This window comes from Bacteroides fragilis NCTC 9343 (assembly GCF_000025985.1).
Classification (GTDB): domain Bacteria; phylum Bacteroidota; class Bacteroidia; order Bacteroidales; family Bacteroidaceae; genus Bacteroides; species Bacteroides fragilis.
Window position 1 is genome coordinate 2804653 of sequence record NC_003228.3, and the last position, 14033, is coordinate 2818685.

The window sequence follows — 14033 nt, forward strand, 5'->3', positions numbered from 1 at the left end:
TTCTTCGTAACAATAAAGACATGAAAATAAGAAACAATGATTTGTCTTATAAAAGTATTGACATTGATATAGCAGACGGAGTTTCAATCCACCTATATAAATGCGAGTATGACGAACTTATTAAGCTCCTTTTGCCTGATATGGAACAAGAGATAAAAAATGCCTATTCTCTCCATCAGAGGGCTATGGAACAACGTCAGCAATGCTGGGAGATGGTAAAGGAAATTCGAGAATTATTCTATGAGTGTTCCGATGAAGAGTTCTGCATTCGGAAAAGTCTGGATGAAATAGAGGAAAGTAAATTAGTTGAAGTATTGGAAAAATACCACAAACTATTAGGATTTGTTTAATTCAACACAATAAAGAAATGAAAACAAAATTTGTAAAAGAGACAGATCGTAAAGGCACTTATATTATTGAAGGTTCATCTGATGGCCGGTTCTTTAATATAAAGAGGTTCATTTGTCAAGTTCAAAAACAAGAAACCGAAAAAGAGACACAAGAATTAGCTGATTTTATTTTATCAAAACTTAATTCCTAACGGATTCATATCAATCAAATTAATGATATACAGAAAGCGCCATTCTTTGGATGCCGCAAGGTAGTACGTATGAAATTCAATCCTAAACCGGTTAAACCGCTTGTCAAACCTCTTCACTCGTTTATGATCAAGGGTGTGAAAATACAAGCATATAGCCGAAGGGATGCTCTAAAACGATATAATCATTTGAAGTAAGTCCAAATTCTTAATTGGAGTATATTAATTAATTAATGAGATTAAAAACAAAACATATGACACGAAAGGAATGCCTGGATAAGATTCAAGAAGCAGTTGACAATTTGGATACACTTCTTGCTGTAATCAAGTCACCATCTAGCACTACAATTAGATGGGATTGTGAAGTATATGCAGATGAAGCGGACAAAATCACGAATGCGCTCAATGCTCTACATACCAATTATGGGAACGAGACAAGAGAGGAATTTTGCATAGGATTAGATAACGAATAGCCAGAAAGAGTATGATTAAAAGTAACTTTCAAATTGAGACTAAAAAACTTTGTAAAATAGAATCTGAGTTGCTCAAATTAATATCAGATTCAGGAAACGAGAGTTTGCAAAACAAATTTCTTGAATGGCAGGAACAGAGAGATATTTGCAATGAAGTATTGATCACGGAACTGGAACGCCATCTTGCCCCCAATGTGCCAATGCACAGGATAGATTGTAATGAAAATGAATCATCTTCTTCAAATACACTTCATTCTTTTACAGAGGGTGGATACGTCGGGAATGACTAAATAACATTCTTTGGGTTAGGAAAGAACTGTATTTAAAAGATAATCATGCTTTAAATGAATAAAAAAAATAACCATATGGACGGATATAGCTTAACAGAAAAGATGCGTAAAGCACGCAGACGTAATCGGCTAACCGCTACCGAACAGGCACTGTTCTACGAATTAGTTGCCGTTTGTAATAGCGAGGGCTGGGAGGACGTTTTCAGTTGCTCTAACATCGAACTATGCTTCAGCCTGAATATCGACGAGAAGACCCTTATCCGGGCGCGTTTATCCCTGATTAATGCGGGACTGGTTTATTATAAATCAGGAAAAGGCAAACGGTCGGTCGGTTCATACTCTTTCTGCAGGAAATTTAAAGACGATCCTCCGAAAAAGGATCAGACTACCGGAGATATTCCAGTAGTTCCGCCAGCCCAAAAGCCAGTAGATGCGCCAGCCGATCAGCCAGGAGATGTGCCAGTAGATGCGCCAGCCGATGCGCCAGACTATAATAAAACAAAAACTAAAACTAAAACAGATTTCCCTCCCTCTTCCGCGCATGAGGGGAAAATATCCGGAATCGATCTTTTTCTGGACAAGTCTTTAACGGAATGTTACCAGGAACTGCGAACAAATATCCCGTGGATGGAGCAATTCTGCATGAACATCCGTCTGGATTACCCGGATTTCAGCCCGGAGCTGTTTTATGAATTTCTGGACAGGTTCTTCCGTAGGCTCCAAAACGGAGGAGAGACAACTAAGTCCCCCAGGGATGCCATGTCACACTTCGCAAACTGGTTGAATATTGAACTTGAAAAATTAAAAAAAGATGGAAGTAGAACTAGTAAAAACCACCCTGCATGCGGTTCTGAGCCCGTCTCAGTTACAGAAACCCTGTGTCCGAAAGAAGGAGCTGACGCCTCTCCAGATCTCGTTAAAAACTGGATCGACGGCCTCTCAATTGGTGGATGAATGGGGCGGGACAATTGCCCAACTGAACATGGGCGCCCCACTTTACGATGTCGCCGCAAACGGAGAAATCCCTACATTGGCTGATGTGGGTGTGGTCTTCGGTAATTCGACATCCGTTCGGATTATCACAAGCCATCTGGAATCCGTTCTGAAGTACGCCGGCGTTGAATTGAGCCGCGAGCAGATGGCGGAAACCGCGCTGGCGATGCTTTCAGGATACTGGTTCCTGAACCTGGCCGAGCTCTGCATTTTCTTTACCCGCCTTAAGGACGGAAGTTGCGGGCAGCTTGTCTGGGGAAAGAGCCTAAACAATCAGGCGGTCATGGTCGCCCTATCGGATTTCTGCAAGGAACGCCGTGAAGTGATCATTCGCAAAGAGACAGAGCGGATAGCCCGGGCTGTGGAAAAAGGCTTTTCCAGAACGGAGGATTTTGCCGCCGGTATTGTGTTGGGCGTACAGGGTATAGCTGTGAAACGTGAACGGGCCAAGGCCGACTTTAATGCTTTTTTGGAGTTTTTCCCCTGTCTGCCATCAGGATATGACCCGATAGCCTTATGGAAAGCCTGGGGCGGTGATCCGGATGCCATCAACTTACTCTTCGGCAACAATCCTCCCGGAGTGGAAGCGGCGGCGGAATCTGTCGGCAGATACCTGTGTGATTACAATGTCTATCAGGCCCGTGTAAAGGCCAAAGCCTCCTTGTAAACCATGAAAGTCGTCATCTATTGGCAGAAGAAATCCACCGCCCACCATCGCCGACGGATCCGTGACAGATTCAGGCTTCCCGAGGGTATGACCATTAACGGTGAAACTCCCGCCGATGTGAGGCCGGAGGATATGAAGGAACTACAGACCCTGGAAGAAATGGGTTATATCAAATTAAGAAACAAGTAAAAACAAAAACATCAACTTATGATAACCACGAAAATAACAGTAGAGCCGCACTTGGCTCAATATTGCTATGCCAAATATTCTTCCGATCCGGAAGGCAGTATGCCCGTCCGCTTTGCGGACCATCTGGATGTTTACCATCTGGTTTATAACCTGCTGGAAAAACGCCCGGTTAACTGTCCCCGGGATAATGGCAATCTTGAGATCGTCTTGCCGGACCGCAGGCAAGGTGACGTCCCCGGTGGCAAATCCCCGGAGCGTTTCAACTACTTGGGCCAGCGCAGCCAGGGTATCATCAATAAGAAGCTAAAGCTGATGATGCGCGCCGAGCTCCATGACTTTATTGACGAGAACAAGCACCGGTTCGGTATCGACCAGCTTCAGTCAGTCCACTGCTTTATGAAGAAGTACTGCATTGACAGCTTAAGCGAGGACGCGCTCCTGAAAGATTACCAACGTTGGCGTGACCGGGTAAGACGTTCCAGCCTTAAGCGGCCCTACAAGAAAAAGTAGCATATATTTCACCTACCAAGCGTAGTTAATTGTCCTTTTTAGGAGGTAAAATTGACGGAAAAATGACGGAATTTTGACGGAATTTTGACGGAAAAATGCGGAGAATTTGAAAATCAATAAGTTATACAATATGAAAACAATAAAAAGACCCTATACCCCCGTTTGTGATCTGGAGTTGGTTCCGGTGGAGTGTATCGGTGATTTTGCAGTCATCCTGCCGCGCGCTTTTATTGCCGTGCGGGATGGTTCTTATCGCATTCCTGTTATTCCGGGATCATTCACTCCCGGAGTCGAATCCGAGCAGGCGGATTCAGGAACTATATATTATAATGTAGGGCATACGTTCGAGGTTGCCTTGACAGGGCCGGACAGCCAGGAGCTGTTGTCTGCCTTGAGCCTTCAGGATCTGGTGGCCATTTATACGAATGAAGCGGGAGAGCGTATTGTTTCAGGCAGCCCGCAAACACCACTTAAACTTACTTTTTCCATTGTTTCGGGCAAATACCAGTGCAAGTTATCCGGTAAGCAGGTTTATATCGAGGCCTATCACAGTCCTTTCTAAAGGATTTGCAAAAGGTTTCTTTTGCATTAAAAAAGAAACCGTGGATAAGATTCAGCAATTTTTTTTCGATAAGTGGGCCATTGAGGAAAGGAGATACCACCAGCTCCTTTCCATTCTGTTGCCCGGTCTGAAAAACGGCAACCTGGCGTCGGTGGAACAATATCTGGGGGCCAAGCGTATAGAGGCCTATGCCGCCGTCCCTTATGTAGCCGGCCGATGGGAGCTGGATGACGCCTCCCTCCCTCAAGGAGCGGTAGTGGTGCTTACCTGTGAAGGCGTGCTGTATAGCTGGGAGACCTACCGGCTGGAGAGATATATTTCCGCCGCGATGGCCAACGACCGCATATCGGGTGTCGTTCTGTTTGTGAACGGGCCCGGAGGTATGATTACGCGTGTGGATGTCCTGGAAAAGCTTATACGGCAGTCCCCCAAACCCATAGTGGCCTATATCACGGGCGTATGCGCTTCGGCGCATTTCTGGTTCGTTTCCGCATGCGCACGCAGATTCGTCTCCTCGCCCATGGATGAAATCGGCTCCTGCGGGGTGGTCTACACTTTCCAGAGTTTCAAGGAGTATTACGCGCAAATGGGGATTGAGATCGAGGACATTTACCCCGACAGTGCGGACCTGAAGAACCGCGCCTATCGCGACAAGGAGGAAAAGCAGGATGACACCTTAATTAAAGAGAACCTGTCGTTTTACCACCATCTTTTTGCGCAGGCCATCGCCCGAAATCTGGGAGTGAAGTATGACGCGCAGGATCCCCTGTTCAGAGGGCAGACTTTCTTTGCCGATACGGCACTGGCCAAGGGGTATGTGGATGCCTACGGAAGCCTGGAGGATGCCATCCTGTGGGTAGCCGCCCAGAAAACCGTAAAGCGGGCTAACAAGATGATTTAATACTCACTATAAAAGTAAATTTGTTTATGAAAAATTATTTCGCATCATTTATTCCGGCCGTAAAGGCCATTCTGGGTATCGAGGCCTGGAGTAAGGACGCCGACAAGAAAGACGCGTTACTGGAAGAGCAAAAGCAGAAACTTAAGGCATTGAATTTCAATGATACCTTTATCAATGGCTTTTGTGAGGCCCTGAAGGATGGATTCCCGGAGGATTCTTCCCGCAAGGACGGGGATTCGGGCACGAAAGGCAGTGGTCCTGACCCCAATACCTCCAACGCAGTAATACAAGGATTACTGGCTGATATGACTGCCAAGCTGGTTACGGCCCAGGAGGAAATCGCCGTGCTTACCAAAGAGAAAGGGGAACTTTCACAGGAGGTATCCGCCAAACAAACAGAAATCACCGGTTTGCAGACCAAGATCCAGACCCTTTCCGGCCTTGCGGAGCAGGACGGGGGAAAAGGCTCCCAGCATGCACGTCTGGAACCGGATGCTAAAGATATTGTTATGAATTGGGATGACGAAAAACAACTGGGCGGCCTCTCGGGGGAGATGTTCGCAATGGACCGCCCTTATAACCAGCGCCTGCGCGCAGAGATGCTTTACCGCAAGGGGTTGACCGTTCAGGTGCCCACTGCCAGTTCGATCGATTACTCCCGCCTGAAAGAGGACCTGGGAGCCTTCTACCGCATCCCCTGGCAGGAGCGTTTACAGTCTTTCCTGACCCTGCTTCCTTCCATCGAGAGTATTTTCCCGCTGGAATCGGGATATCAGGACCTGGCCGTGCTGACAAACATCTGGTTGGGTGAGTTCTCCCAGGCTGACAATACCGCCAGTGATTTCGACAATGTAACGAAAGGCAATTACGAGTTCGACAATGAAACGCTGCGCATGTCGAGCGTCATGTTCGCGCATAAGTTCAAAGACCTCAAGGCACTTGAAAAATCATGGATCGGTTCTTATAACAAGGAGGGGTCGCAGGTCATCAAATGGTCGTTCATCGAGTACATTCTGGCCGAGACTGCCAAAAAGCTGCACAATGAACGCGAACAGCGACGTATTAACGGCGTCCGTAAAGAACCGGACCTGAACAAGCCCGGACGTGCGATGGAGGCTGCCGACGGGCTGTACGAATTCCTGGGCAAGAAGGTGAACGGACACATTGACATCAATAACGGCAAACTGGTTTACCAGGTAAAACCCTTTGAACTGGGTACCCTTTCTCCTGAAAATATCGGTGAGAAGATTTACCTGGGCACCTCCATGATCCCTGCGGTCCTGCGCGACTCGGGTTCCCTGGCCCTGTATATGCCCTCACACATGGTCGTGTGGTACCATAAATACAATGAGATGCACTATGGCCAGAACCAGGACTATAAGGCGGGTATCATGTTTGTGAAGGAGTATCCGTCCGTGAAGCTCATACCGGTTCCCAACGCTGACAACCACCACCGCATCTTCTGGACTATGGAGGGTAACATACACCTGTTCGAGCACCAGAGCGGCGAAATGACCCGGTTCAACATCGAGCAGCAGGACTGGACGCTGAAGGTATGGAGTAACTGGAAAGAGTCCGTGTGGGCTTATGCCGTCGGATTCAAATACACTAAAAAGGAAGATATGGACTATACCCGGCAGATGATCTTCTGCAACGAGTACGACCGCCCGGCTTCCTATTTCGTGGAAGCTGACAAGGACGCCCAGCCATCGGCCGGCTCCCATACCTCGATCGTGACGGCCGGCAATACGAACCTTTTGGCAATTACCGACATTGAGAATGCCGAGGTCGGGAGTGTCATTACCCTGAAATGCGGAAGCGTGAACAAGGGGGTAAAGATTGACAAGAGCGGTAAATTCGACCTGATCTCCGCGGCCTGGGAACCCAAGAAAGGCGATATGATCCGCCTGATGAAACGCCAGGACGGGAAATTCATCGAACTGGGCCGTGAGACGGGAGCTACGGGAGCCCTTCAATTCCCGGATGATAAAGCAACGCCATCGCTTAAGGGAGGTGACGTCTTCGTAACGGGAGCCAACACAACTCCTACCGCAATAACGAATTTTACTGACGCTGTTCCCGGCAAGACCTATACCATTCATGGAAATGGGGATAAGAATGCCAGCACGATTGCTGCGGGAGGCAACTTTGTGCTTACCTCAGGGATGACCCTTGGTACGGGGAAATTCATCAGGCTGGTAAAGGCTGATGACGGAAAATTCTATGAAGTGGCCCGCGGCTGATAATTTATCACCAGGGGGGGGATCCCCCCTGGTTTTTCATCACTTAAAAATCGAGATATATGAATAATTACGTTAAGACTTCCGTTCCCAGACCGGTGGGCAATCCCGGAAACGGTATCAACCCCAAAGACGTGCTCACCCTGATCGACATCGACGATCTGGTCTATTTCCCTCCCCGTGACGGTGCCGGAGTGGTGCTGGAGGATGACATCGTGGTAAAGCCGTCGGCTTACTCCACGGACTTGTATTTAACTCCCGGTACTGTGGAGCTGAGCTCCAACGGTGAAGGGGAAACCGACGCCAAGGGCTTCACCCCTTCGGTTAAGGGAAAACATCCGGGTAACAAACAGGAGGTTCGTGAGTTCAAGACCAACTGGCTGGGACGCCACTGCATAGCTATCCTGCAATACTGCAACGGGCAGGATCCGGATATCCTGGGTTCCCCTTGCAACCCTTTGGAAATGTCGGTCAATTATACCGGAAATAAAGACGGCAACGCCTCGGAGTTCACCTTCACGCAGATAAGCAAAGGAGACGATATCGGTATCTATAAAGGCACCATCCCACACGAAGAGCCGGTGGCGACTGTTCCCGCATCGGCAACGGAAATTCCCTTTAAAGGCCGCGGGCAGTACCAGCTAAGCGCCGGAGCGGCCAAGATCGCTACCATCAAAGGAGCCAAACACGGCGACCTGTTCACCCTGCTCGGGGTGGTGTCCGGCGTAGCTCCTACAATCGAAAAGGCAGGACAGACAGCCTTCATGCTGAAAAACGGAAAGACGTTCACCGCTTCACCGGGCAGCCAGATTACTTTCAAGGCCTTCGATACCGGCGGGGGAGCCATCCAGTGTGTGGAACAGTCGAGATTCGAGGTTTAATGCCCTTAGGATTGTATGATGGTCTGATATCAAGACCATTCCACTTTCAGGCAATTGCCTTGTTTTCCCTTTACGGGGCAAGGCAATTGCCTTTTTTCAGTCCTTTGTACCGCAGCCGGTATCGGGTATCTTTACGGCGTATCATTTAAAATTCAATTCAATGAAAGAGCAAATCATTTCCTATTTAGAAGGACCGCGTGATTACTCCCAAGGGGTAGCCCTGTATGATCAGTTCGGTCCCAACCGCATGCTGAAGGCCAAGTTCCGGCAGCTCGGGGAGTGTGAGATGACAAGGGGCACCCTTATCGAGGAGCTGCGCAAGCTTTCCGGCATGAGCGAGGCGGAATTTGCCGGCATGCACAGGAAGGCGCACCATATTCCGTCGAAGGCGGAACAGCCTGTCAGCCCTGCCCCTGTCAGGATGTATGCGGACGACCTGCTTATCGCCCTTGCCTCACGCCTGGGGGTAACGGTGGAAAAACTGGTAAGCGACGATTTTGTAAAAGAGCGGCTCTCCCAAAGTCCGGATACGGAGCAGGTGCGGGGTCTGAAGGAAGAACTCGAAAACGCACAAAGCAAGTACTCGGAGGCACCGGAAACCGTCCGTAAGGCCATCCGTTTCCGGGAGGAGTTTCCATTCCTGAGACAACCTGACTGTCCGGACGAACTCAAGGTGCTCGTAGCGGACATGTTCTCCGCTTATGACCTCTATCGGGAAAGCCACCGCATGCTGGTCGAGACACCGGATGACGTGGCCACCGGGGAGACTTACCTTTGGGCTAAAACGGTCGTGGAGAACTTCCTGGAGAACCGCCAAATGTGGGAAGAGTTGGAGTATTATAAGAATAACGGAGAAATCCTCGGAAAGGCGCAGGCCATGCGGCAGGCCAGGGAGAAACAGGAAATCTCCTCCCTGACGGACCTGGAACTGTCCAAGCAGCTGGGTAATGCCAAGTCTAACATATCCAAGGGAAAAAACGAACTCGAAAAGGCACCGGATGAAGAAAAGAGGGCCAAGGCCATGGAGAAGACCCTCAAATGGACGGAACGCAAAAATCTGCTGGAGGCTGAAATGGAATCCAGAAAAAAAAACTGATTTTTCATCGCCGGAGGCTGGAAATCAAAAGGGCCTCCTGGCTGAAAATGGGGACCCGTTACCTTCATCCCTGCGACCGCAGTGAAGCGGGCATGCAGGCACGAAAACTGGATAACGAGATCCTCTCTTGTAATAACCGTTTAATGAATTTATATGAATAATATGGAGCGTTTGCCGGCGGACACCTTTTTCCTGGACCTTGAACTCCGCCAGGAGGTGGAGCGCATGGCCTCCCTGGGATATGCTCCGGACGATATCGCCTCTTATCTGGGGCTGGATGCGGAGATCTTTGTCTTTGACGCCGGAAGGGAAGGGACCACCGTGTATTCCCTTATGCGCCAGGGAGCATTGAAGGCCGGGGCCGGAGTGGAGCTAAAACTGCAAGAACAGGCACTGTCAGGGGATTTGGATGCCATGGAACTGCTGGAGAAAGTGCGTAGTCGCAGGAGTTTTGAAATAATAGTGAAGCAAATCGATGAAGACGAATTTGGTTAAGCCCTCGAGGGTGGATTTTGAAAAAGCGGATATCGGACAGATAGGGCGTATCCTCGCCACCGGTGATCTGGACTCGCTTCCCGAGGAGCAGCGGGCGTATTACGACCTGATGGAGATGGTGCGCGGACTGCGTGCCCGTATGAGGTATAACGGGAAGGTGATTACAAAAGCCGGGATCATCCGGCTGCTCAAGTCTGAGGTATACGGGCTTTCCGACTGGATGGCACGGCAGGTATACGCCGACTCCGTCAATTTCTTCTACAGCCAGGAAAACATACGCCCGCAGGCTTTTGCCAACCTCTATGCCGAAAAACTGGAGAAGTGGGCCGATTCCATGTTCCTGACGGGCAAGGGGGAGGAAGCCTCCCGGATACTCGAGCGGGCGGCCAGGCTCCGGTTGCGCTTCGCATGTGACGAACAGGAGATACCCCAGGAACTTTTAAACAGGAAACCCGTGGTGATCTATACATGTGACCGGTCCGATATGGGTGTTCCGGATACGGACCGCAAGGAGCTGGAGGCGTTCATCGACTCCATTCCCGAGGTACCTTCCGTGGTACGTGAGAGGGTAAAGGAGGATGCACGCATAAAGAAGTTTGACCTGAAAAAAAGGATGTTGGAAGATGCGGAAGAGTTCGGAGGGCAGGATGCACAATAACCCCACCGATGATGTGGAGGTTCGTTACTCCCATATCATCAAGGTCATCACCGACTGGATAGACACCACCAACCTGGTTGTCGTCGGCGGGCGCGGCCTGGCCAAGAGTACCGTCATACAGGCACGCCGGTCGGCCGATTGCGTGTATGACATGCCCGGTGCGCCGTTGGCTTTCGTGGGGAATACATATACCAACTTAAGGGATAATATCATGCCGGCCGTCAAGACCGGCTGGGAACTGATGGGACTCTATGAAGGCGTGCACTATGTATCGTCCTGCCGGCCACCGGAATCCTGGCGCAGGCGTTGCAGCGTGATCGTCGACGATTACAAGAACACGGTCTCTTTCTTCAACGGATGCATTATCTTTCTGGGATCCCTGGACCACCCCTCCCTTCTGGCGGGCAAATCGGTCGTTCATTTGTTCTTCGACGAATCCAAATACGCCCCCGACAATAAAGTCAACCGGGCCATGCCCGTATTGCGCGGGGATGCCATACGTTACGGATGCAGCCACTATTTTCTGGGGGTGACCATTACCACCGACATGCCCGACGTGCTGGAGGGTGAGTATGACTGGTACTTCCGTTACGTCTGTCTGGTCGATCCTCAGCGCATCCTGCGTATCGCCCAGGCGGCTGCGGAGCTGAACAGCCTGCGCGTCCGCCTGGTAAAAGCGGGAAGGACACGGACGGACTGCGGGGCTCTTAAGAAGAAAATCGCCTGGTACGAGGCGGGGCTGCTGAAGATGCGCAAGGGGCAGACCTACTTCATCAACGCCTCGAGTTTTACCAACATCGACATCCTTACGCCTGAGTACGTCCGTCGCCTTCTCGACGGGGCGCTCGAACTCCACGACTTCCTTAAGTCTGTAGTGGGGATGCGTCCGGGGCTTCGCCGTGACACGCGCTTCTATATCGCTTTCGGGGAAAGGCACAAGTATACCGACGGGACACGGTACGGAGAACCTGCGGAAAGCTGCCTGGATCTGCGTTTCCTCAGGCGCGGCGAGCCCATCGACGGCGGCGTGGACTTCGGTAACCAGCTGTCCCTGATAGTAGGACAGCAGGACGGACCGCTGTACCGCCTTCACAAGAACTTTTACGAGCTTCCTCCCGGATGGTTCAGGCAGCTGGCCGACCAGTTCCTGGCATTCTTCCTTAACCATGAGGAGAAGGAACTGAACCTGTATTACGACCGGGCGGGCAATAACTTCGAGAAGCAGAAAGAGGATTACGCCCGCAAGCTCAAGCAGGCCATCGAGATAGACGGTGACGGTAACCGCACGGGATGGGTTGTCAACCTGATGAGCCGCAAACAGTCCAACATCCGCCAGGATGAAGAGTACGATTTCATGCAGGAGCTGATGACAGGCGACAACGACGCCCTCCCCACTTTGCTTGTTGACGCGGTGAACTGTCGCGAGACCATCTCCAGTATCGAGAAGGCGCCTGCGGGTATCCGTTACAAGGGACAGCAGAAGATCATCTACAAGGTCAAGAAGTCCGAGAAGCTGGAGCCCAAGAAACTGCCCATGCTCTCCACGAACTTCTCCGACGCCTTCAAGTACCTGATGATGCGGGGGGCCTGGAGGCGTGCCATCAGGGGCAAGTCCGGCCGCAGCAGGTCCGGTCCCTACATGCCCGGACTCGATGACCTGACGGGGGGATAAGAAAGGCAATTGCCTTGTTTTGCCTGACCGCTTCCGGAAATACCGGAAGCGTTTTTTTGTTCCCACCCCTTCTGCCTGCCTGCTTTTAATGTAATCATATTTCACCATTTGCCCCTCAGGCAATTGCCTTTCGACTTCTGAGCGGCGCGGTCTTCGGAAGGTGTTCTTTACGAGTGTTTGCGCGTGTAAAAACAGTTAATTGTTTTATTACAAGTAAATTAACGAAAGGAAGACCAAAATTTTATGTCCAAAAACGATGTTTTTAACACGTTTTAAATGAATTTCGTGCAAAAATCAAGGCAAAACGAAAAAAAATCTCGTTTTTGGGATGGAATTTAGCTTTTTCCTCTTAAAAATGGCCTTTTCCCAGCCTCTTTTTTACTGTGTGATATAACCGTTGTTGCCTCTTAGGATGTGTCAATTTATTATTTTAAAGAATGCCTGTTGCATTTAAATTTCCACATCTATTCAAACCTGTATTTTCGCTCCTGTCCGGCTAATATCCGATACCGACCTGCATGATGTCGGCTTTGTCCTTTATCCTGTACCCTGAAAGGAGCAAATTTGCTTTAAAAAACAAAAGGATGAAAGGATTGACAGAACTGATTGTGGCGGGCTGTATTTTATTCGGCCTGCTTCTTACGCCGCTGGTTTTCTCCATACTGGATTTTATAAGCGGAGTGCGCAAGGCCCGGCAGCGCGGTGAAAGGATCACCTCGGACCGGTATCGCAGAAGCGTAAAGAAAGTGGCCGGTTATTATAACCTGCTGCTGGCATTGGTGGTTGTGGACTGTATGCACATGGGTTGCAGCTGGTTTCTCAACAGTTATTACGATTACCATATTCCTACGTTCCCGTTCGTTACCCTGGCGGGGGCGTTCTTTGTAGCCGCCATCGAGATCAAGAGCATACGGGAAAAGGCGGAGGATAAGGTCAAGAAGGAGCTCACCGACGTGGCCCTGCTTGCCGTGGAAATCGCCAAATACAAAGACACGCCCGCGGAAGCTGCCAAGGCGATTGCGGACTATTTTAACGGAACCTCAAAAAAGGAGTGATATGAAACATGTTTTATACGCCCTGCTCCTGTGCGCCCTTTTCCAGGGGTGTGGCAGCTCCAAGTCGGTCCTGGAGAAAACGGACAGACGGATAATGTCCGACAGCCTGGTGGAAATCAAGGGTAACCTCGAGCGGCGGGAAGGCGAAATACGGACCGATTCGGCAGGGTGCATCCGGCAAGCCCGGCAGGACCGGATCGTGGTTATGTTCGACACCGGAAAACCGGTATCCTCACAAACCGGATTGCCCCCCGTCAAACAGATCTCTTTTACCGGGACCGCGCTTCATGAGGAATCGGGGTCCACCGCGGCGGTCTACTCCTTCCAAAGCAGGCGGGCGGATTCCTCCTTGCTGCTACGCACACACCGGGAAGAGGAAAACAGGAAAGAGCTCCGGAGCGATCGGAAGACAGCACCCGGGCCACTGCTCCGGAGAATCGCTTTACCGGCCGGCCTGATCGTGGGTGCTTACCTCCTGCTGCGTATGCTATGTAAACGTTTGCCTGAAATCAAAGCGCTATGGAAAAGGATATTCAAAGGATAAACGTTTATACGGCCATCGAGCAGATGAAACGCCTTTCCCAAGAAGGGGAGACATTTTCCCTCTCTTTCCGCAAATATGACCGCCAGCGACACAGCGGCGGGGATACGGTAAGGCTCAACCACGCCCGGCTTCGCCCGAAAGCTTCGGATGAAGAGATTGAGAATGCCTCTTATAAGCTCTTTCTGGTGGATACCGATACGGGCAGGGCCATCAATTGCTGGCAGATTCTTGTGACCAGTTTTAACGGAATTAAAACTTATGTGTAGATT

18 protein-coding genes are annotated in these 14033 nt (G+C 50.2%); all 18 read left to right on the forward strand.

Annotated elements, in window-relative coordinates; translation table 11 throughout:
• Positions 1-20 precede the first annotated feature (20 nt).
• The 18 genes from BF9343_RS11410 (at position 21) to BF9343_RS11495 (ending at position 14030) form a co-directional block, all read left to right on the forward strand.
• Positions 21-350, forward strand: coding sequence for a hypothetical protein (locus BF9343_RS11410; RefSeq protein ID WP_010992999.1), 330 nt, complete (start codon positions 21-23; stop codon positions 348-350).
• A gap of 17 nt (positions 351-367) precedes the next feature.
• On the forward strand, positions 368-541 hold the full coding sequence (locus BF9343_RS23720; RefSeq protein WP_005806145.1) for a hypothetical protein: 174 nt from the start codon (positions 368-370) through the stop codon (positions 539-541).
• Positions 542-1022: 481 nt separating this feature from the next.
• Positions 1023-1301 (forward strand): hypothetical protein, encoded by a 279-nt coding sequence (locus tag BF9343_RS11420; RefSeq protein WP_005806150.1) that lies wholly within the window; start codon positions 1023-1025, stop codon positions 1299-1301.
• A 54-nt stretch (positions 1302-1355) separates the two neighbouring features.
• A complete protein-coding gene (locus tag BF9343_RS23725) occupies positions 1356-2255 on the forward strand; it encodes a helix-turn-helix domain-containing protein (RefSeq protein ID WP_010993001.1) in 900 nt (299 codons plus the stop codon).
• 28 nt (positions 2256-2283) lie between these two features.
• Positions 2284-2961, forward strand: a complete 678-nt coding sequence (locus BF9343_RS11430; RefSeq protein WP_032595860.1) for a hypothetical protein — start codon at positions 2284-2286, stop codon at positions 2959-2961.
• 3 nt (positions 2962-2964) lie between these two features.
• On the forward strand, positions 2965-3150 hold the full coding sequence (locus tag BF9343_RS11435; RefSeq protein ID WP_011202826.1) for a hypothetical protein: 186 nt from the start codon (positions 2965-2967) through the stop codon (positions 3148-3150).
• 18 nt (positions 3151-3168) lie between these two features.
• Positions 3169-3660: a hypothetical protein gene (locus BF9343_RS11440; RefSeq protein WP_005793854.1), complete on the forward strand. Its 492-nt coding sequence runs from the start codon at positions 3169-3171 to the stop codon at positions 3658-3660.
• Positions 3661-3790: 130 nt separating this feature from the next.
• Positions 3791-4222, forward strand: a complete 432-nt coding sequence (locus BF9343_RS23730) for a hypothetical protein (protein WP_032543132.1) — start codon at positions 3791-3793, stop codon at positions 4220-4222.
• A gap of 40 nt (positions 4223-4262) precedes the next feature.
• Positions 4263-5123, forward strand: coding sequence for a S49 family peptidase (locus BF9343_RS11450; protein ID WP_010993004.1), 861 nt, complete (start codon positions 4263-4265; stop codon positions 5121-5123).
• Positions 5124-5149: 26 nt separating this feature from the next.
• On the forward strand, positions 5150-7366 hold the full coding sequence (locus tag BF9343_RS11455; RefSeq protein WP_010993005.1) for a hypothetical protein: 2217 nt from the start codon (positions 5150-5152) through the stop codon (positions 7364-7366).
• 59 nt (positions 7367-7425) lie between these two features.
• Positions 7426-8244: a hypothetical protein gene (locus BF9343_RS11460; protein WP_005806163.1), complete on the forward strand. Its 819-nt coding sequence runs from the start codon at positions 7426-7428 to the stop codon at positions 8242-8244.
• A 331-nt stretch (positions 8245-8575) separates the two neighbouring features.
• Positions 8576-9340 carry a hypothetical protein gene (locus BF9343_RS11465; RefSeq protein WP_224223153.1) on the forward strand — a complete coding sequence of 255 codons (765 nt, stop codon included), beginning with the start codon at positions 8576-8578 and terminating at the stop codon, positions 9338-9340.
• A 153-nt stretch (positions 9341-9493) separates the two neighbouring features.
• Positions 9494-9835 (forward strand): hypothetical protein, encoded by a 342-nt coding sequence (locus BF9343_RS11470; RefSeq protein ID WP_010993007.1) that lies wholly within the window; start codon positions 9494-9496, stop codon positions 9833-9835.
• Positions 9816-10493 carry a hypothetical protein gene (locus BF9343_RS11475; protein ID WP_009292353.1) on the forward strand — a complete coding sequence of 226 codons (678 nt, stop codon included), beginning with the start codon at positions 9816-9818 and terminating at the stop codon, positions 10491-10493. The genes BF9343_RS11470 and BF9343_RS11475 overlap by 20 nt, the downstream gene beginning before the upstream one ends.
• Complete coding sequence (locus BF9343_RS11480; protein WP_008768858.1) at positions 10459-12165, forward strand: hypothetical protein; 1707 nt, start codon at positions 10459-10461, stop codon at positions 12163-12165. Before BF9343_RS11475 ends, BF9343_RS11480 begins: the two co-directional genes overlap by 35 nt.
• A 518-nt stretch (positions 12166-12683) precedes the next feature.
• Positions 12684-13220, forward strand: a complete 537-nt coding sequence (locus tag BF9343_RS11485; RefSeq protein ID WP_008768859.1) for a phage holin family protein — start codon at positions 12684-12686, stop codon at positions 13218-13220.
• On the forward strand, positions 13183-13764 hold the full coding sequence (locus BF9343_RS11490) for a hypothetical protein (protein WP_224223151.1): 582 nt from the start codon (positions 13183-13185) through the stop codon (positions 13762-13764). The genes BF9343_RS11485 and BF9343_RS11490 overlap by 38 nt, the downstream gene beginning before the upstream one ends.
• Positions 13740-14030 carry a hypothetical protein gene (locus BF9343_RS11495; protein ID WP_005793839.1) on the forward strand — a complete coding sequence of 97 codons (291 nt, stop codon included), beginning with the start codon at positions 13740-13742 and terminating at the stop codon, positions 14028-14030. The genes BF9343_RS11490 and BF9343_RS11495 overlap by 25 nt, the downstream gene beginning before the upstream one ends.
• The last annotated feature ends 3 nt before the right edge of the window (positions 14031-14033 follow it).